The sequence below is a fragment of the Paenibacillus plantiphilus genome, assembly GCF_927798095.1.
Classification (GTDB): Bacteria; Bacillota; Bacilli; order Paenibacillales; family Paenibacillaceae; genus Paenibacillus_Z; species Paenibacillus_Z plantiphilus.
This window is the reverse complement of record NZ_CAKMMF010000004.1, coordinates 168,478-188,868: the sequence shown is the minus strand read 5'-3', so window position 1 is coordinate 188,868 and position 20,391 is coordinate 168,478. Positions and strand designations below refer to the sequence as shown.

The window sequence follows — 20,391 nt, the reverse complement described above, 5'->3', positions numbered from 1 at the left end:
CAATGAACCAAACCGGAGATAAGCGGCATCGTTTCGAGCTGCTACTGAAGCAGGCAGAAATTCCGCAAGGGCTGTTGGATGAGCATTTTGGGGATGGTTATATAGATAAAGTGATTGTAAGCCGGAGCAACCGGGAGTGGACGTTTTGCATATGCAAAACGTCTTTGATTCCTTTACCGGCTTTTGGTGTTTTTTGCCGTTCTGTACGGTCTAAGTTTGCTCACATTGCAGAGGTCTCCTTTCAATTCAACTATGAGGAGTCTGTAAATACGGATCTGCTTGTACGCGAATATTGGCCGACATTTGTGGAATGGGTGCAGCAGAACAATGCATCTGTGAACGGGTGGCTGGGCAAAGCGGCGATGGAGATTGAGGGCGGTCTTATCACACTCTCTTTGCTGGATGAAATGGGATTGGAGCTTGCCCGCAAGAAGAAGCTGGATGAGCTGGCCGTTTCATTTTTCCAGCAGCAGTTCCAGCGCGCCTGCCGAATGAAGCTGGCGGTTGGGCAATCAAGCCAAGAGGTTTATGAGCAGTTTGCACAGCAGCGCGACCTTGCAGAGCGCGAGGTCATCCAGCAGATGATGAGCAGCGCGGCAGCAGAAGCGCCGCCGGTCGAGGAAGGCGAGGTTCGCCTCGTCGTTGGTTATGACATTCGTGAAGAAGCGGTGCCGATCATGAACGTCATTGAGGAAGAGAAGAAGGTGACGGTTCAAGGAACGGTATTCGGCCTGGACGTGAAGGAGCTTCGCAATGGCAGCACCTTGTTCACCTTTAATCTGACCGACTTCACGGATTCGATTGCAATGAAGATGTTCGGGAAGACGAAGGATGATGTGAAGGTGCTGAGCCAGCTTGCCAACGGCAAGTGGGTGAAGGCAAGAGGCCGGGTTGAATATGACCGGTTCATGCAGGAGCCGGAGCTAGTTATGATGCCTTCCGATCTTCATGAAGTGCTCGCGCCCAAAGAAATGAAGGACGATGCAGAGGAGAAGCGAGTGGAGTTTCACTTGCACTCTACGATGAGCACGATGGACGGGATAACGCCGATTGGCGATTATGTGAAGCAGGCGGCAAAGTGGGGGCACAAGGCAATCGCAATAACAGATCACAGCAATGTGCAATGTTATCCCGATGCTGCAAAAGCAGCAAAGAAGCATGATATCAAAGTGCTGTTCGGACTGGAAGCAAATGTGGTCAATGATGCGATCCCGATGGTTATGAACGCGCGTGAGGAAATACTCGAAAGCGCGGTCTACGTTGTGTTCGATATAGAAACGACGGGGCTGTCGGTCATTAATAACAAAATTATCGAGCTCGCTGGCGTTAAAATGAAGGAAGGAAAAGAAATTGACCGTTTCTCAACCTTTATTAATCCGCATGAGGATATTCCATATAACATCCAGCAGCTGACCAATATTACGAACGATATGGTGAAGGATGCGCCGGAGCTGCCGCCCAAGCTGCGCGAATTTATTACCTTTATCGATGATGCGGTGCTTGTCGCGCATAATGCCCGATTTGATATGGGCTTCATTCAAGCGGCCTGCAAAGCAAATGGTCTTCCAGAAGTGGGTAATCCTGTGCTGGATACATTGGAGCTGGCCCGTTTCCTTCATCCGTCGATGAAGAATCATCGGTTGAACACGCTGTCTGACAAATATAAGGTCAGTCTGGAGAATCATCACCGGGCAATCGATGACTCCATCGCGCTTGGCGGGGTGCTCATGGGGCTGATCGGCGATGCCGTCCAGCGCAATGTGACGGGCTTGCATATGCTGAACGATTATGTCGGATTGGATTTCTCCAATTCACGTCCGTTCCATTGCTGTATCTACGCATTGAATGCAATCGGCAAGAAGAACCTGTTCAAGCTTGTATCGCTTTCCCATACCGAGCATTTCAAGCGTGTGCCCTGTATTCCCAAGAGCAAGCTGACCGAGCTTAGGGATGGCTTATTGATCATCTCGGGCTGCGAGAGAGGCGAGTTCTTCGAGACGGTTATGAACAAATCGATGGAGGAAGCGGAGGAAGTCGCTCTCTACTACGATGTGCTGGAAATTCAACCGGTAGGCTTCTACATGCATTTGGTTGACAAAGGCTTCGTCGCAAGCCGCGCCGAGATCGAAGGGGCGCTTCGCCGCGTTTGCGAGATTGGTGACAAGCTGGGCAAGCCTGTTATTGCGACAGGCAACGTCCATTATTTGCTGCATCGGGAGAAAATCTTCCGGGACATTACGATTAATGGAATAACGGGCTTTAGTCCGCTGAAGGATCTCCAGAAGCCGGATGCTCATTTCCGCACGACGAAGGAGATGCTGGCGGAGTTTGCTTTCCTCGGGGAAGCCAGAGCGCATGAGGTTGTTGTGAAGAACACGGTGGAGCTCGCTGAACGGTTCGAGCCGTTCGAGATGTTCCCGGACAAGCTGTTCACACCGATTATCGAGGGCGCAGATGAAGAAATACGCAACACCTGCTACGAGACGGCGAAGAGGCAGTATGGCGAGCCGCTGCCTGATGTTGTCGTACAGCGTCTGGAGAAGGAGCTGGTGCCGATTATCAAGTTCGGCTTCTCCGCCAACTATCTGATCTCGGAACGGCTTGTCAAGAAATCCAATCAGGACGGATATCTGGTTGGCTCCCGTGGTTCTGTCGGCTCATCAGTCGTTGCTACATTTCTCGGCATATCTGAGGTTAACCCGCTTCCGGCGCATTATACCTGTCTGAGTGAAGCCTGCAAATACAGTGAATGGTTTCTGGATGGAAGCTACCCAAGCGGTTTTGACCTGCCGGACAAACTCTGTCCGAACTGCGGCAAGCCGCTCAAGGGAGAGGGACAGGATATTCCGTTCGAGACGTTCCTTGGATTCAAGGGCGACAAGGTTCCCGATATTGATCTTAACTTTTCTGGCGAATACCAGCCGCATGCCCATAACTATACGAAGCTGATGTTCGGTGAAAAGAGTGTGTTCCGTGCGGGCACAATCGGTACAGTAGCGGAGAAAACGGCGTACGGATTCACCAAGAAATATGAAGAGCTGCATGGGAAGAAATGGCGCGGAGCGGAAGTCTCGCGTCTGGCTAACGGCTGTACAGGTGTCAAACGAAGCACGGGACAGCATCCCGGCGGAATTGTCGTCGTACCTGATTATATTGAAGTCGAGGATATTACTCCGGTACAATATCCGGCTGATGATACGAGCGCGGAATGGAAGACGACGCATTTTGACTACCACGCCTTTGATGCGAACCTGTTGAAGCTCGATATTCTGGGTCACGATGATCCTACGATGATGCGGATGCTTCAAGATTTGACAGGTGTTGATCCGACAACGATTCCAATGAACGATCCCAAAGTTATGAGCATGTTCAACTCAACAGATTCGCTTGGCGTTATGCCGGACAAAATCCGCACCTCGGTCGCAACCTACGGCGTGCCGGAGATGGGAACGAAGTTCGTTCGTCAAATGCTGGAGGAGACCAAGCCTTCCTCATTCGCCGATTTGCTCCAAATATCAGGACTTTCCCATGGAACAGGTGTATGGCTTGGCAATGCGCAAGAGCTGATCAAGAACCGGACCTGCACAATTAAGACCGTAATCGGCTGTCGTGATGATATTATGCTGTTTCTCATTTATAAGGCGGGGATGGATGCGGGTCTTGCATTCAAAATTACCGAGAGCGTGCGGAAGGGCAAGGGGCTTACGCCGGAATGGATTGAGGAGATGAAGCGGTGCAAGGTTCCGCAATGGTATATCGATTCCTGCCTCAAGATCGAGTACATGTTCCCTAAGGCGCATGCCGCCGCTTATGTTATTTCCGCTGTACGAACGGCTTTCTTCAAGCTTTATCACCCGATTGCCTATTATGCAACCTATTACACCGTTCGGGCAGAGGACTTTGATCTGGAGCTGCTATGCCAAGGCTATGATGCGATTCTGCGCAAGCTGGTGGAGATCGAGGCCAAAGGGTTTAATGCGCTGCCTAAAGAGAAGAACTCGATCTCTCTTCTTGAGATGGCGCTGGAGATGACGGCTCGCGGCTTTTCCTTCAAGCCGGTAGATCTGTATCGCTCGGACGCGACGCGCTTCATTATCGATGGCAACGCTGTTATTCCTCCTTTCTCAGCAATCGCAGGTGTTGGGGAGAATGCGGCGCGGAACATCGCTGCTGCCAGGGAGCATGGCGATTTTCTGTCTGTTGAGGATTTTCAGCAGAAGTCGAAGGCTTCGAAGACGATCGTCGAGGTACTGGCCTCCATGGGCTGCTTCAGGGGGCTCCCGGAGTCCAATCAGCTCTCATTATTCTAGGGTCAAGCGGTGGGCGAAAAGCTGTTGCAACAATTCATTTGTTGTCACCACTCTATGGTTATGGTATAATTTTTCTGGCAATGCTGATGATACGACTTTTTCGCAGAAGAGTGGGGAAACCCACTCTTTACGTTTTGTCCACACCTTTTTAGTTGTGCAAGGACGACAGGACGAATTGAAATTATTGAGAGTAGCAGTGGGGGGTACATATTTGAGTACAGCAAATATCAAAACCGTCGTTGAAGAAATGATCGATTCATTTCTTGACGAGAATGGGTATGAGCTTGTCGATGTCGAATACGTGAAGGAAGGCAGCAACTGGTTCCTTCGCGTGTTTGTTGATAAAGAAGGCGGCATTGATATCGAGGATTGCGGACGTATTAGCGAGGTTCTGAGCATTAAGCTCGATGAGAATGATCCCATCAAGGATGCTTATTTTCTTGAGGTGTCGTCCCCTGGCGCGGAGCGTCCGCTCAAGAAGCCGGACGAAGTCCGCAAGGCGGTTGGCAAGCATGTGTTTATTACAACTTACGAGCCGATTAATAAATTAAAGGAATTTGAAGGGACATTGCTCTCGTTCGACGGTGAGACCGTAGTGGTGGAAATCGGCAGCAAGCAGCATGAAATCCCTTATGCTAAGGTGGCAGGCGCCCGATTGGCTATTATTTTCTAAATTGACAGGAACCATTTTGAGAGGGGGAACGAAGTTCCAATGAGTATGGATTTTATAGAAGCGCTGTCGGAAATCGAAAGAGAGAAGGGCATCAGCAAGGATGTATTGTTGGAAGCCATTGAGGCTGCCTTGATTTCCAGCTACAAACGTAATTTTAACACCGCTCAGAATGTAAGGGTTGATATTAACCGGTTCAACGGTGTGATCAAAGTATACGCTCGCAAGACGGTTGTTGAAGAGGTATTTGATCCAAGGCTCGAAATATCTGTTGAAGCATCCAGAGAGCTGAACCCGCATTACCAGCTCGATGATATCGCTGAGATCGAGGTTACGCCTCGTGATTTTGGACGCATTGCTGCGCAAACGGCAAAGCAGGTCGTTACCCAGCGGATTCGCGAGGCTGAGCGCGGACTGATCTACAACGCCTTTATCGATAAGGAAGAAGATATCGTGAACGGCATTGTGCAGCGTCAGGATGTGCGCAATTTGTTCATTGATTTGGGCAAGGTGGAAGCGGTGCTGCCGCTCACAGAATTAATGCCTACGGACAAATTCAAGCATGGCGACCGTGTGAAATCATTTATTACTAAAGTTGAGAATACGACAAAGGGTCCGCAAATTTTCCTCTCCCGTACTCATCCAGGCCTGCTTAAGCGTCTGTTCGAGCTGGAGGTTCCGGAAATTTATGACGGTGTTGTCGAAATACGCTCTGTCGCCAGAGAAGCGGGCTTCCGCTCCAAGATCGCGGTCCATTCGCGCAATGTCGAGGTTGATCCCGTCGGGTCTTGCGTCGGTCAGAAGGGTATGCGTGTGCAGACCATTGTGAACGAGCTGAAGGGTGAGAAAATCGATATCGTGCGCTGGTCCGAGAATGTGGAGGAGTATGTTGCGAACGCGCTTAGTCCTTCGAAAGTCATTGAGGTCATCGTGTATGAGCAGGAGAAGATGGCGCGTGTTATCGTGCCGGATTATCAGCTGTCGCTTGCAATCGGCATTAAAGGACAGAATGCAAGGCTGGCTGCCAAATTGACCGGCTGGAAAATCGATATCAAGAGCGAGACGCAGGCCGAGCAGGAATATGGCCGTCCCAAATCGCCGATGAGCACGATGCATCAGGATTCCGTCTCGATCGATTAGCGGGCGCCACGGCAATAAGCTGTGCGGTGACGTTGAGCGTTGAGGAGGGATGATGACATGAAGCCGAGAAAAATTCCGCTGCGCAAATGCGTAGCTTGTCAGCAGATGATGGCCAAGAAAGAGCTGATCCGCGTTGTGCGAACGCCGGAGGGCGAACTGCTCATCGACCTGAAAGGCAAGCGGGCGGGGCGGGGCGCATACCTTTGCGGCAAAGTAGAATGCTTCAAGCTAGCCAAAAAGGCAAAGTCGCTGGATCGTGCGTTAAAGCAGACGGTCGGCGAAGAAATATACGATGAACTGCAGCGGGAATTCATTAGTGTTCAGGATGCATTCATCGCTAGCAGGGATGAGATTGATGATGATGAAGCATAAGGCTTTGTCGCTGCTCGGCATGGCAATGAGAGCCGGCAAGCTGGTCACTGGCGACGAAACAGTGCTCAAAAACGTGAAGCAGGGTAAAGCACGACTTGTCATATTGGCTGGCGATGCTTCAGATAATACGAAGAAGAAATATCGGGACAAATGCAGTACCTACAATGTGAAGCTTGTTGAAATGTTCGATCGTGTATCGCTTGGAGAAGCAATCGGCAAATCGGAACGCGTGTTAATCGCAGTCACAGACGCCGGTTTCTCGGCAAGCATTATGCGAAGCTTAACCCAACCTACGGAGGTGGAGTATATTGACTAAACAACAAGACAGCAAGGATAACAAGGATAAATTGCGGGTCTACGAATATGCCAAGTCGCTCAATATGAGCAGCAAAGAAATTATTACGATCCTGAAGCGTCTCAATCTTCCGGTTAATAACCATATGAGCGTCATGGAGAACGAAATGGTCAATAAGGTCGAAGGCTTCTTCCGTGACATTAAAGCAAATGCGGCAGCTAAACGCGCGCAAGAGAATGCGACGGTATCGGCATCGACACAATCGACTAATCGTCAAGCAGGACAACAGCTGGAGCGGAAGCCCCAGCAAGGACAGGTCAACAAAAATACTCAGGAACAGCAGGGGAATATGAATACGACGAAACCACAATCACAACCACAATCACAAGCCAATCAACAATCAGAATCAGCACCGACGGCGGCTGCGCAATCTAATGCGCCACAGCAAGCAAATACAGCTGGCACGCAACAAAGTAGTTCTTCACAGCAGCAGCGTCCGGCTCAGCAGGGCGGCCAAGGCGGTCAACGTCAAGGCAATAGCGGGGGCCAAGGACAAGGCGGCCAACGATACAATCAAGGAGGCGGTCAGGGCGGACAACGTCCAGCAGGCCAAGGCGGTCAACGTCCAGGCGGTCAAGGGCAAGGCGGACAGCGTCCACCAGGTCAGGGCGGACAACGTCCGGCGGGCCAAGGACAAGGCGGAGGCGGACAACGCTTCGGTCAAGGCGGAGGACAAGGCGGCGGGCAGCGTCCAGCAGGCCAAGGTCAGGGTGGCGGACAGCGTCCAGCAGGCCAAGGACAAGGCGGAGGCGGACAACGCTTCGGTCAAGCAAGCAGCCAGGGTGGCGGTCAGGGCGGACAGCGTCCAGATGCGAACCGCAGCGGAGCGCCGGGCCAAGGTCGTTCATTCGATTCGCGTCCTTCAACCGGCGGCGCTGATGATAAGAGAAGATCATCGAAGCCGGGCGGCGGCAAGCGGTTTGATGATTCAAGATCAGGCGGCTTCAAGGGCAACAATCGCGGCGGCAAAAATCAGCGCGGCAAGCAGCAGCAGGTTTACAAAGAGAAGGTCGACAACACGCCGAAGAAAATTATTGTGCGCGGCACGATGACGGTAGGCGATCTTGCCAAGCTGCTTCATAAGGATGCTTCCGAGGTTATTAAGAAGCTCATTATGCTCGGTGTCATGGCGACGATTAACCAAGAGGTCGATCTGGATACCGTTCAACTGATTGCAACGGAATATGGCGTTGAGGTTGAAGTGAAAATACCGGTCGAGGAAGATCATTTCGAAACAATTGAAGAAACGGATGAGGATGAGGATCTCGTAACCCGTCCGCCTGTTGTTACCATAATGGGTCACGTTGACCATGGTAAAACAACATTGCTGGACGCGATCCGCCAAACGAGTGTAACAAGCGGCGAGGCTGGCGGCATTACTCAGCATATCGGTGCGTATCAGGTCGAGATCAATCAGAAGAAAATTACGTTCCTGGATACACCGGGCCACGAAGCGTTTACGCTTATGCGTGCACGGGGTGCACAAGTAACGGACATTACAATCATCGTTGTTGCTGCAGATGACGGCGTTATGCCGCAAACAGTAGAGGCGATCAGCCATGCTAAAGCTGCTGGCGTGCCAATCATTGTCGCAGTGAACAAAATCGATAAGCCGGATGCAAATCCGGACAAAATCAAGCAAGAGCTGACAGAATATGAGCTAGTTCCGGAAGAGTGGGGCGGCGACACGATATTCGTCAACGTATCTGCCAAGCAGCGCATGGGTCTTGAAGAGCTGCTCGAAATGATTTTGCTCGTAGCGGAAATGAATGACTACAAAGCGAATCCGAACAAGCGTGCTCGCGGTACTGTAATCGAAGCCGAGCTTGATAAAGGGAAGGGCCCTGTTGCTCGTATCCTTGTCCAGCACGGTACGCTTAAGATTGGCGATGCTTTCGTAGCGGGCAACTGCTTTGGACGTGTTCGCGCAATGGTGAACGACAAGGGCCGCAGGCTCAAGGAAGCGGGTCCAAGCACGCCGGTCGAAATTACAGGTTTGACGGAAGTGCCACTAGCGGGCGATCCGCTGCTCGCCTTTGAGGACGAGCGCAAAGCGCGGGCAATCGCGGAACGCCGTGCAACGAAGCACCGTCAATCGGAGCTTGGCACGCATTCGCGCATAACATTGGATGACCTGTATAAACATATCGTTGAAGGTGAAATTAAAGACTTGAACGTCATTATCAAGGCAGACGTTCAAGGCTCTTCTGAAGCGCTCAAGGGATCGCTTGCGAAGATCGATATCCAGGGTGTTCAGGTCAAAATCATTCACAGCGGCGTTGGCGCGATTACCGAGTCTGATATTATTCTCGCATCGGCCTCCAACGCGATCGTTATCGGCTTTAACGTACGTCCAGAGCCGCAGGCGAAAGCGACAGCTGAGCTGGAGAAGGTAGACATTCGTCATCACAACGTTATTTATAACGTGATCGACGAGATCGAGCACGCGATGAAGGGAATGCTTGATCCGATCTTCAAGGAAGTTGTTATCGGCCATGCTGAAATTCGCAATATTTTCAAGGTGACCAAGGTCGGTTCCATCGCTGGCTGTATGATTACATCCGGCAAAATTACCCGCTCGGCCAAAGCACGACTTGTCCGTAATGGCATTGTTGTGTATGAAGGAGAAATCGAATCGCTCAAACGGTTTAAGGATGATGTCAAAGAAGTCGCGCAGGGCTACGAGTGCGGGATAACACTGGATAAATTCAACGACCTGAAAGAGGGAGACACGATTGAGGCCTACGTTATGGAGACAGTAGAGAGGTGATTACCTATGGCCAAAATTCGCGTAGGACGTGTAGGCGAACAAATTAAGAAGGAATTAAGCGTCATTATTCAACAGGAGCTGAAAGATCCCCGCATCGGTTTCATTACGGTAACGGGTGTTGAGATGACGAACGATCTGTCACAAGCGCGCATCTTCCTGAGCGTGCTGGGCAGTGATGAACAGAAGGAAGAGACACTGAAGGCATTGGCGCGAGGAGCGGGCTTTATTCGTTCCGAGCTTGGCAAGCGAATTCGCTTCCGTCATACGCCTGAGTTGATCTTCAAGTTCGACAGCAGCATTGAATACGGCAGCCGGATCGAATCGCTATTGGAGCAAATCAATAGCGGCAGCGGTGGTCAATAATGTCGGCGGTGCATCATTCCGCGTCCACTCCAGCTTATGAGAATAAGCTGGAGGACGCGCTATCGTTCATACAAGGCGGGGAACGCTTTCTCGTTGTGTCCCATGTTCAGCCTGACGGCGATGCCATAAGCTCGACCTTGGTTATAGGATGGCTGCTGAGGCAGCTTGGCAAAGAAGCCGTTCTTATTAACGAGGGAGCTGTCCCTGTGAGGCTCGCCTATCTGGATGGAGCAGCTTCAATTAGTATCTATAACGAGCAGGAATCCCTTGCCGCGTATGATCGGATAATCGCGGTCGATTGCGCCGATTTCAGGCGTATCGGCCGCGTTTCCGATGCATTCGCAGAGGGTGCCCAGCTGCTGAATATCGATCATCACCCCACTAATGACGGTTTTGGCTCCGTTAATCTGATCCGTACGGATGCGGCAGCTACGGCGGAGATTTTGTATGATCTCATCGTTCATGCGGGTGTTGCCTTTGACAGAGAAGCGGCAACAGGAGTTTATACGGGGCTGCTTACGGATACGGGAGGATTTCGTTATGCCAATACGAATCCGTCCGTTATGCGCATTGCTTCCCAGATGCTGGAACATGGTGTCGAGGGTCACTGGATTGCCGATCATCTGCTGGAGCGGATGACGAAATCTCAGCTCTTGCTGCTGCAGCGTGGTTTGAACCGGCTCTCATTCTCCGATGATAATAGAATCGCATGGCTGTATATCAATAAGGCGGATATGGCGGAGACAGGGGCAGTAGGCGATGATCTGGAAGGTCTCGTCAACTATGCCCGCAATGTTGAAGGCGTTGAAGTCGGAATTCTATTCAAGGAAACAGATAATGGCGATGTCAAGGTCAGCATGCGTTCAGCAGGCGTGGCCGATGTAGCGGCAATCGCGCAGGCATTTGGCGGCGGCGGACATATTCGGGCAGCAGGCTGCCGCTTGGACGGCCCCATTGCAGATGCCATGACGCGGCTGGTGAAGTCGGTAAGCGAGGCGCTGGAGTCATGATGGATGGAATTCTGGCTGTCTGGAAGCCAGCGGGTTGGACCTCGCATGACGTCGTTGCCAAAGCAAGGGGGCTGCTGCGTGTAAAGCGCATCGGACACACGGGCACGCTTGATCCAGAGGTGACCGGCGTGCTGCCGCTTTGCATTGGCCGTTCCACACGGATGGTTGAGTATTTGCAGGAGCGTCCCAAAGCCTATGAAGCGGTGCTGCAGCTTGGAGTGGCTACGGATACGGAGGACTTGACCGGTAATATTATTGCGGAAGTGCCGGAGGTCGTCATTTCGGAGTCGGATATCCGCCGCGTGTTGGCTTCCTTTGTTGGTGTTATCGATCAGATACCGCCGATGTATTCCGCAGTGAAGGTGGATGGCAAACGGCTGTATGAGCTGGCCAGGGAAGGTCAGGTCATCGAGCGCAAGTCGCGTCAAGTAACAATTCACCAGCTGGAGCTGGGGCAGCTTGAGCTTGACGTGCCGCATCCTCGAATCTCTTTCTCTGTTACCTGCTCCAAAGGAACTTATATTAGAACGTTGTGCGTGGATATCGGCAAAGCGCTGGGTGTACCAGCCGCAATGGCGAAGCTGACCCGCACGATGTCGGCTGGGTTCACCGAGGAGAATTGCTTGACGTTGGAGGAAATTGAACAGTTGCAGGCAAACGGTGAGCTTGAAGCGCATCTGATCCCTTCTGATCGGGCGCTGGACTATCTTCCTTCCGGCAGCGTAGAGCTGGAGACAGCGAAGCAGGCCTTTCAGGGCAAGCGGGTGCCGCTTGCGCGTGTGAATGGCTTGCAGCCGGCACATATGGACGAGCTTATCCGCTTGTATGGGGAGGACGGCCTCTTTCTGGGACTGTTCGAGGTGGAGAAGAGTACAGCCTCTCTTAAAGCAGTAAAAGTTTTTACGCCCGTCTAAATAATGCAAAGCTTACGAAGCAGGTGTGACAGAAGTGGAAATCATCCCATTGCAATATCCCTTAACCGCACATGCGCCAGCCATTGAGGCTGTGCCGAAAACACTTGCCATCGGTCATTTCGATGGGGTGCATCGGGGCCATCAAAATGTGATCCGACGTGCCGTTGAAGCTGCTCGCGTCGCTGGCTTGCAATCTGCGGTGATGACCTTTCATCCTCATCCCAAGGAAGTTCTGGGACAGGGCGAACAGTATGTAACCTGCCTGACTCCGCTGGATGAGAAGGTAGAGCGATTCCGCCGCCTTGGCGTTGACATCGTCTACGTCGTTCATTTTGACATCGCATTTGCCGCAGTGTCTCCTTCAGAGTTTGTGGATGATGTGCTGCGTCCGCTTGCGGTAAAGAAAGCGATTGTTGGCTTTGATTTCTCGTTCGGGTCGCGGGGAGCGGGCAAGACGGATACATTGCGGGCTTTGGGCCAGCCGGATATTGCTGTCGAGATTGTTGAGCCGCTTATGTTGAATGATCGGAAAGTGAGCAGCACGCATATTCGTGAGGCGCTGGCAGAAGGGCAGCCGGAGACAGCGGAGCAGCTTCTCGGCGAGCCGTATGCGATTCGCGGAACTGTAGTTCATGGCGAAGGCAGAGGTCGCACAATCGGTTATCCGACGGCCAACATAGAGCCGGAAGCAGCGTATGTGATGCCCAGGCAGGGCGTCTATGCCATAATGGCTGAAGTGAAGGGGAAGCGAATCTCAGGCGTATTGAATATTGGGGTGAAGCCCACTTTTCATGATCAACTGCCCAAGCCGGTGATGGAAGCCCATTTATTCGACTTTAACAGCGATCTATATGGACAGAGCTTGACGATTCGATTCATTTCGTTTCTCCGCAAGGAGAAGAAGTTCGGCTCCATTGATGAACTGATCGCGCAAATCAATTCGGATGCTCTGCAAGCGAGAGAAGTGCTTTCTGCTTACAAATAATTACGACTCCATTTACTTCTTATAGATGGGTATGATATACTCTTAGACGTTGCGTGATGACTTGCTATCATTTCATCCGCAGAGAACCTTAGCTTGGCCTGTCCGTTCTCACCGACGGAGGCGAGGCTAATGGCGATTATGATTAGAAGGAGGTGAACAAGGATGGCATTAACACAAGAGCGTAAGCAACAACTGATTGATGAGCACAAGACGCATGCGAACGATACGGGTTCACCGGAAGTTCAAATCGCTATCCTGACGCATAACATCGTCAAGTTGACGGATCACTTTCGGGAGCACAAGAAAGATCATCACTCCCGTCGCGGTTTGCTCAAGATGGTAGGTCAACGCCGTAAATTGCTGGCATACCTGAAGAACAAAGACGTAAGACGTTATAGCGCATTGATCGAGAAGCTCGGTCTTCGCCGATAAGAGATGCGGTCTAGAAGCAACCTGGTTGTTCAGCCGTCCGGGGTTATCCGGGTGGCTGCTCCGGGTTGCTTTTTGTAAAAATACCGGAATGCATGCGTTATCGCGACAGATCAGGATTTACATAAGATATGCGCCCAAGCAAATGAATGTCAGGAACAGCTCCAATCGGAGCTTTTCTTTTATCTCTTATATAGAACATGTAAAACAAGATAAGACTACAAGCCAGAACGCAATAGATGCGTCATGCTGGCTTCAATGAGGAGGAGTTCTATGCTGCATCGTGTGGAAATGACGCTTGGCGGACGCCCGCTTGTTCTTGAGACGGGACGCCTTGCCAAGCAAGCCAACGCCGCTGTAACGGTGAAATATGGCGAGACAGTCGTATTGTGTACCGTTGTTTCGTCCAGCGAGCCTAAAAACCTGGATTTTTTCCCGCTTACCGTTAATTATGAGGAACGTCTCTACGCGGTTGGTAAAATTCCTGGAGGCTTTATTAAACGTGAAGGCCGCCCAAGCGAGAAGGCTATTCTTGCGAGCCGGCTTACGGACCGCCCGATTCGCCCCCTGTTCCCGGATGGCTTCCGCTATGAAGTACAGGTTGCCAATATCGTTATGAGTGTGGATCAGGATTGCTCGCCAGAAATGGCAGCGATGATTGGTGCGTCTGCAGCGCTCTCCATCTCCGATTTGCCGTTCAACGGCCCCATCGGCGGCGTGGCAGTAGGCCGTGTTGACGGACAATTCATCATTAACCCGACAATTGAGCAAGAGGGAAAAAGCGATATTGCTGTCGTTGTATCCGGTACAAAAGAAGCGATCATGATGGTTGAGGCTGAAGCGAACGAGGTTCCAGAATCCGTGATGCTGGAAGCGATTATGTTCGGACATGACGAGATCAAGAAGATAATAGCTGTTATAGAAGAGCTTCAATCGCTCGCTGGCAAGGACAAGATGGAAGTGAAGCTTCATGCGGTAGACGAAGCTGTGAATGCCGCTGTTCGCGCATTTGCATCGGGCCGTCTGGTGGAAGCGGTTCGCACCCCAGAGAAGCATGCTCGTCAGGAAGCGATTGATGTCGTTAATGGCGATACCGTTGCTCATTTCGAGGTGGAATATGCGGAAACGCCTGAGCTGCTTGGCGATGTGAAGGAAGTTCTGTACGATATTGTGAAGGAAGAAGTGCGCCGCTTGATTACGCATGATAAAGTCCGTCCTGATGGACGAGCTCTGGACGAAATCCGTCCGATTGATTGCGATGTTTCCTTGCTTCCGCGCACGCATGGTTCAGGTCTGTTCACACGCGGCCAAACACAGGCGCTCAGCATTTGTACGCTTGGCGCGCTTGGCGATGTGCAGATTTTGGATGGCATCGATCTTGCTGAGACGAAGCGTTTCATGCATCATTACAACTTCCCTCCGTTCAGCGTAGGCGAGGCTAGACCGCTCCGTCCTCCAGGACGCCGCGAGATCGGTCATGGTGCGCTCGGCGAACGTGCATTGTCGAAGGTTATTCCTTCGGAGACGGACTTCCCGTACACGATTCGTCTTGTATCTGAAGTATTGGAGTCCAACGGATCGTCAAGCCAAGCAAGTATCTGTGCAAGCACGCTTGCGATGATGGATGCCGGAGTTCCGATTAAAGCGCCGGTTGCCGGCATAGCGATGGGTCTGATCAAGGACGGCGATCATTTCTCCATCCTGTCGGACATCCAGGGCATGGAAGATCACTTGGGAGATATGGACTTTAAGGTAGCTGGAACACCGGCAGGCGTAACAGCGATCCAGATGGATATCAAAATCAATGGGATCAACCGCGCGATTCTGACGGAGTCATTGGAGCAGGCTCGTGTTGGCCGTATGCATATTTTGGGCAAAATGACAGAGGTTATGAGTCAGCCGCGCCAAAGTCTGTCCCAGTACGCGCCTAAGATTGTCATCATTCACATCAACCCGGACAAAATCCGTGATGTGATTGGGCCCGGCGGCAAGATCATTAACAAAATCATTGACGAAACAGGCGTCAAAATTGATATCGAGCAGGACGGCACCGTGTTCATCGCTTCCTCCAACGCGGAGGCCAACGAACGCGCGAAGCAAATTATTGAAGGTATCGTGCGCGAGGTAGTCGTCGGTGAAATCTATCTGGGTACGGTTAAGCGTATTGAGAAATTCGGCTGCTTCGTCGAAATATTGCCGAACAAGGATGGACTCGTCCATATTTCGCAGGTTTCCACTGAGCGGGTAGCGAAGGTTGAGGATGTTCTTAAGATCGGTGATCAAATTACGGTGAAAGTAACCGAAATCGACGCACAAGGCCGTGTTAACTTGTCACGCAAAGCTGTGCTGACTTCAGAAGTGTCTGCACAACAATAGTACGAGACGGCTGCTAGCGTCTCCACAAGCATCAATAACGAGGCTGTCCCCAATAGTAGCTGACTTGCTACTTGAATGGGACCAGCCTCGTTGCTTTAGCGGCTACAGTCAGCGAAGCGGCTGGCAGGGGCGGTCCCTGTGCGGCCACTTTTTGTTTTGTTTCCCGCTCTCCTCATAATGTTGTCCGAGCCATAATAGGATGAAGAGAGGGGGGTGAAGTGATGAAGCTCAGATTAGTTCTTATTATAGCTGTCTCCATGTGTGTGATGCTGCTGATCGTCCGGTTCAATGGTAATATTGCGGCCTATGTTTGGGCGCTTAAACAAGGTGAATCCCTATCCGTTATGAGGATGAATGAGGAGCTAAATGAGAATGGGGAGCTGCGTGAGCGAATAGAGGCGGAAGCAGTTAAACATCGCATTGCTCCGGTCGACGCCAGATTGGATCGAATATGGAAAGCTATACCGGGCTATAACGGTCTGGAAGTAGATGTGGAGCGTACATACCGGCTGATGCTGTCTTCTCCCCGGGATGCTCAACTGCGTTTCGTATACAGGGAGGTTCCGCCAAAGGTGCAGCTGGCCGACCTGGGCGAGCATCCCATATATAGAGGGAATCCGAATAAGCGGATGGCAGCGCTAATGATTAATGTGGCTTGGGGCAATGAATACTTGGAGCCGATGCTGAAGATCTTGGATAAGGAGAATGTAAAGGCGACATTTTTCCTGGATGGCTCTTGGCTCAAGAAGAACGGGGACGCTGCGCGCAATATTCAAGCACATGGACACGAGATGTCCAACCACGCTTATTCCCACCCGGATATGAGCAAACTTGACCGCCAGGCTGCGTATATGCAGATTGCCAAGACAGAGAAGCTTCTTCAGTCGACGCTGAATGTAACCAATAACTGGTTCGCTCCTCCTTCAGGGGCTTATAATGGCATGACGGTAAAGGTAGCAGCTGAGCAGGGACTCCGAACAGTGCTGTGGACGCTGGATACCGTTGATTGGCAGCACCCTCCGGCGTGGACAGTTGTCAATAAGATTAAAAGCCGCGTATCAGCGGGCACGCTTATTCTTATGCATCCGACTGATTCATCGAGCCAGGCGCTGGAAGGAATTATTGCGGCAATCAAAGAGAAGGGTCTTTCGCTTGGTACTGTTTCGGAAATCTTGTCGCCCAATAGAGTGCCGTTGGTTGAGGCGGGGCTGTAATTTTGATATAGTGAAAGCATTGATTTTTCAACCGTGTTATTAGAACGATAAAGAATGGTATCGCTTAGGAGGAAACTGCGGTGAATAACTATACACTAAGCAACGGATTACGAGTCGTTGTGGAATACATTCCTACATTTCGGTCGGTAGCATTCGGCATTTGGGTGAAAACAGGGTCGCGCAACGAATCACTGGACAATAACGGCATTTCGCATTTTATCGAGCACATGCTGTTTAAGGGCACGGCTCGCCGCAGCGCAAAGGATATCGCTGACCTGTTTGATGGAATCGGGGGCAATGTCAACGCCTTTACCGCGAAGGAGTATACCTGTTATTTTGCCAAGGTGTTGGATCAGCATTTGCCGATTGCCGTGGACGCGCTCTCGGATATGTTCTTCGAATCGCAATTCGATGAGACCGAGCTTGCCAAAGAAAAAAATGTCATTCTCGAAGAAATCGCAATGTACGAGGATACCCCGGATGACAAGGTGCATGATGAAGCTTCACGCGCGTCTTATGGCGACCATCCGCTGGCTTATTCCATACTGGGCCTGGAGGAAAAGCTGTCGGCGATGAATGGAGACGTTCTTCGTCAATATATGAAGGACAACTACAGAATCGACAACACGGTTATTAGCGTTGCCGGCAATGTAGAGGAGCGCGCGCTTCTGGAACTGTTGGAAAGGCATTTCGGGTCTTACAAGAGTACAGGAGCCGGCTCTGCTATCGCAGCGCCTCAGTTCAAAGGCGAGTACTTGTTCCACAAGAAGAAGACGGAGCAGAATCACATCTGTATGACATTCCCAGGCTGCTCCATTGCTGATCCGCAGCTGTATGCGATGATCCTGCTTAACAATGCGATTGGCGGCGGAATGAGCTCCCGTCTATTCCAGGAAATTCGCGAGAAACGCGGCTTGGCGTATTCTGTCTATTCCTACCATACCTCATATGCGGACAGCGGCTTGTTCACCATCTATGCCGGTACAGCGCCCAAGCAATCTAAGGATGTGCTTGCTTGCACGATGGAGCAGCTGCATGATCTGGCCGCGAAAGGCCTTAGCGAGGAAGAGCTCCACAGAGGCAAGGAGCAGCTTAAAGGCAGCCTGATTCTCAGTCTTGAGAGCACAAGCAGCCGTATGAACCGTCTAGGCAAGAACGAGCTGATGCTCGGCAAGCACTATACGCTGGATGAGCTGCTGGAGCGGATTGATTCTGTCAGCATGAAAGATATAGCGGATGTTACGAAACGAATGCTGTCTCAACCATTTGCAGTAGCGATGGTGGGCAGCAATGACAAAGCAGTTGTGAACCTTGGGAGGGATCGTCTTGTTTCAAGTATTGTTTAAACGTTTGCCAGGCAATGAGGATATTCAGCTGCCGCGCAAAATGTCCGAATTGGCAGCTGGATTTGATCTGCATGCAGCGGTCTCTGAGCCGGTGACATTGTCTCCTGGAGAGAGAAAGCTGATTCCAACAGGCTTCTCGATGGCTATGCCGGGCGAGCTTGAAGCGCAAATTCGTCCGCGCAGCGGACTTGCATACAAGCATGGCGTTACATGCTTGAATTCACCAGGCACAATCGATGCCGATTATCGCGGTGAGGTTAAAGTGCTGCTCGTCAATCTTGGCGGGGAGTCCTTCACAATAGAACGCGGCGAACGGATCGCCCAAATGCTCTTCGGACTTGTTCCAGCCATATCGATCTCAGAGGTCGATGAGCTTCCGGATACGGTGCGCGGTGCGGGCGGATTTGGACATACAGGCGTATAGAAAAAAAGATTGCACCAACTTATTTCAATAAATATAAACAAATGAACACGCCCGGGGGCTCTCTGGGCGTGTTTTTTGATTTCAGTTTCACCCTGTTCTGGGCGCAAGCATAAGATGGTCTATATCCATATGGGCAGACTGACAATCGAGCCGCAGCAAGGCAGCGGTATCCGATTGCAGTATGAAAGGAGTGACAGCCTATGCTGACAGGAGTTCAGGTCGTGCTTCTCGGAGGTGATGCTCGCCAGCTTGAGGTCATCCGCAAGCTGACTGAGCTTGACTCGATTGTTACGGTTGCGGGCTTCGAACAGCTCCATACTCCGCTGGACGGTGCGATCCGCGCCGAGATGAGCGATGATTTGTTTCGAGGCGCAGATGCACTCATTCTGCCAGCGGTAGGAACAGACGATGAGGGGAAGATCATCGCTGTGTTCAGTGATCGGGAGCTTGTACTGACTGATGAGCATATCGGACTGCTTCCCAAGCATTGTACAGTTTACACAGGAATGGCGAAGCCCTACTTGCGTCAGCTGTGCGACAAGCACGGTATTGGTCTGATTGAGCTGTTTGACCGGGACGATGTCGCAATCTATAATTCCATTCCAACGGCAGAAGGGGCCGTTATGATGGCTATCCAGCACACGGACATTACGATCCACGGTTCGATCTGCATGGTGCTTGGACTTGGACGGACAGGGCTGACACTCGCCCGAACGCTGAGAGGATTAGGGGCTAAAGTGAAGGTTGGCGTGCGTCGCGAGGAGCATTATGCAAGGGCGGATGAGATGGGCTTCGAGCCTTTCTATGTGAAGCAACTGCCACAGGTTGTGAGTAATATCGACTTGCTTTTTAATACAATTCCGACTATGATAGTCACAGCGCAAATTATCGCAAATTTGCCCTCGCGAGCGGTCATTATCGACCTCGCTTCAAAGCCGGGCGGAACGGACTTTCGCTTTGCAGAGAAGCGGGGCATTAAAGCGTTGCTCGCCCCCGGTCTACCAGGAATCGTCGCTCCCAAAACCGCTGGTCGCATCATAGCGGACTGTCTTAGTCGACTGATTATGGAAGATTCGAGATTACGGGGGAATGAGCAATGATATGGCAAGGTAAAACAGTCGGTTATGCGTTGTCCGGCTCGCACTGCACATTTGCGGAAGTCATGCCGGTCATTCAACGATTCGTAGATCAGGGAGCCAGGGTAGTGCCGATTGTGACAGGCACAATTATGTCTACAGACACCCGATTCGGCTCGTCAGAGGATTGGCAGAACCAGCTTAGGTCGATTACCGGCAATGAGCTCATATCTACTATTGTAGATGCGGAGCCGCTAGGGCCCTCCAAGCTGCTTGACGTACTCGTCATTGCGCCTTGCACGGGCAATACGACGAGCAAGCTGGCCAATGCGATGACAGACAGTCCGGTTCTGATGGCTGCCAAGGCGCAGCTGCGCAACCAGCGTCCATTAGTATTAGCTATATCTACGAATGACGGTCTCGGCCTCAATGCGGCTAATATTGCTAGACTGCTAGTATGCAAAAATGTATATTTCGTACCGTTCGGGCAGGATAATCCGGAGAACAAGCCGAATTCGTTAGTAGCGAGAATGGATCTTGTGCCGGAAGCTTGCGAAGCTGCCCTTGAGGGCAAGCAGCTGCAGCCGCTCCTTATCGAACGCTTTCAATATTAACGAAGCTAAAGCGGGTGTCGCAT

17 protein-coding genes are annotated in these 20,391 nt (G+C 51.5%); all 17 read left to right on the top strand.

Annotation, left to right across the window (positions count from 1 at the left end; all coding sequences use genetic code 11):
- Nucleotides 1–2: 2 nt before the first annotated feature.
- On the top strand, nucleotides 3–4,310 hold the full coding sequence (locus tag L6H65_RS04740; protein ID WP_236339310.1) for a PolC-type DNA polymerase III: 4,308 nt from the start codon (nucleotides 3–5) through the stop codon (nucleotides 4,308–4,310).
- Nucleotides 4,311–4,521: 211 nt separating this feature from the next.
- Complete coding sequence (gene rimP / locus L6H65_RS04735) at nucleotides 4,522–4,983, top strand: ribosome maturation factor RimP (protein ID WP_236339309.1); 462 nt, start codon at nucleotides 4,522–4,524, stop codon at nucleotides 4,981–4,983.
- A 39-nt stretch (nucleotides 4,984–5,022) separates the two neighbouring features.
- Nucleotides 5,023–6,120 carry a transcription termination factor NusA gene (nusA, locus tag L6H65_RS04730; protein WP_236339308.1) on the top strand — a complete coding sequence of 366 codons (1,098 nt, stop codon included), beginning with the start codon at nucleotides 5,023–5,025 and terminating at the stop codon, nucleotides 6,118–6,120.
- 57 nt (nucleotides 6,121–6,177) lie between these two features.
- Nucleotides 6,178–6,492: an RNase P modulator RnpM gene (gene rnpM / locus L6H65_RS04725; RefSeq protein WP_236339307.1), complete on the top strand. Its 315-nt coding sequence runs from the start codon at nucleotides 6,178–6,180 to the stop codon at nucleotides 6,490–6,492.
- Nucleotides 6,479–6,808, top strand: coding sequence for a L7Ae/L30e/S12e/Gadd45 family ribosomal protein (locus tag L6H65_RS04720; protein ID WP_236339447.1), 330 nt, complete (start codon nucleotides 6,479–6,481; stop codon nucleotides 6,806–6,808). The genes rnpM and L6H65_RS04720 overlap by 14 nt, the downstream gene beginning before the upstream one ends.
- Nucleotides 6,801–9,617, top strand: coding sequence for a translation initiation factor IF-2 (gene infB / locus L6H65_RS04715; RefSeq protein ID WP_236339306.1), 2,817 nt, complete (start codon nucleotides 6,801–6,803; stop codon nucleotides 9,615–9,617). The genes L6H65_RS04720 and infB overlap by 8 nt, the downstream gene beginning before the upstream one ends.
- Before the next feature lie 6 nt (nucleotides 9,618–9,623).
- Nucleotides 9,624–9,980 (top strand): 30S ribosome-binding factor RbfA, encoded by a 357-nt coding sequence (gene rbfA / locus L6H65_RS04710; protein WP_236339305.1) that lies wholly within the window; start codon nucleotides 9,624–9,626, stop codon nucleotides 9,978–9,980.
- The gene (locus L6H65_RS04705; protein WP_236339304.1) at nucleotides 9,980–10,990 is read left to right on the top strand and encodes a DHH family phosphoesterase; all 1,011 of its coding nucleotides are present in this window, start codon (nucleotides 9,980–9,982) and stop codon (nucleotides 10,988–10,990) included. The genes rbfA and L6H65_RS04705 overlap by 1 nt, the downstream gene beginning before the upstream one ends.
- Nucleotides 10,990–11,904 (top strand): tRNA pseudouridine(55) synthase TruB, encoded by a 915-nt coding sequence (truB, locus tag L6H65_RS04700; RefSeq protein WP_236339446.1) that lies wholly within the window; start codon nucleotides 10,990–10,992, stop codon nucleotides 11,902–11,904. The genes L6H65_RS04705 and truB overlap by 1 nt, the downstream gene beginning before the upstream one ends.
- Before the next feature lie 34 nt (nucleotides 11,905–11,938).
- Entirely contained in the window at nucleotides 11,939–12,889 is a 951-nt protein-coding gene (locus L6H65_RS04695) for a bifunctional riboflavin kinase/FAD synthetase (RefSeq protein WP_236339303.1), read from the top strand.
- Between the two features lie 162 nt (nucleotides 12,890–13,051).
- Entirely contained in the window at nucleotides 13,052–13,321 is a 270-nt protein-coding gene (gene rpsO / locus L6H65_RS04690) for a 30S ribosomal protein S15 (protein ID WP_236339302.1), read from the top strand.
- A 270-nt stretch (nucleotides 13,322–13,591) separates the two neighbouring features.
- Nucleotides 13,592–15,694, top strand: coding sequence for a polyribonucleotide nucleotidyltransferase (pnp, locus tag L6H65_RS04685; RefSeq protein ID WP_236339301.1), 2,103 nt, complete (start codon nucleotides 13,592–13,594; stop codon nucleotides 15,692–15,694).
- Between the two features lie 221 nt (nucleotides 15,695–15,915).
- Nucleotides 15,916–16,908, top strand: a complete 993-nt coding sequence (locus L6H65_RS04680) for a polysaccharide deacetylase family protein (RefSeq protein WP_236339300.1) — start codon at nucleotides 15,916–15,918, stop codon at nucleotides 16,906–16,908.
- 80 nt (nucleotides 16,909–16,988) lie between these two features.
- The gene (locus L6H65_RS04675; RefSeq protein WP_236339299.1) at nucleotides 16,989–18,254 is read left to right on the top strand and encodes a M16 family metallopeptidase; all 1,266 of its coding nucleotides are present in this window, start codon (nucleotides 16,989–16,991) and stop codon (nucleotides 18,252–18,254) included.
- Nucleotides 18,235–18,678: a dUTP diphosphatase gene (gene dut / locus L6H65_RS04670; protein ID WP_236339298.1), complete on the top strand. Its 444-nt coding sequence runs from the start codon at nucleotides 18,235–18,237 to the stop codon at nucleotides 18,676–18,678. Before L6H65_RS04675 ends, dut begins: the two co-directional genes overlap by 20 nt.
- 200 nt (nucleotides 18,679–18,878) lie before the next feature.
- Nucleotides 18,879–19,778 (top strand): dipicolinate synthase subunit DpsA, encoded by a 900-nt coding sequence (gene dpsA / locus L6H65_RS04665; RefSeq protein WP_236339297.1) that lies wholly within the window; start codon nucleotides 18,879–18,881, stop codon nucleotides 19,776–19,778.
- On the top strand, nucleotides 19,775–20,368 hold the full coding sequence (locus tag L6H65_RS04660; RefSeq protein ID WP_236339296.1) for a dipicolinate synthase subunit B: 594 nt from the start codon (nucleotides 19,775–19,777) through the stop codon (nucleotides 20,366–20,368). Before dpsA ends, L6H65_RS04660 begins: the two co-directional genes overlap by 4 nt.
- The last annotated feature ends 23 nt before the right edge of the window (nucleotides 20,369–20,391 follow it).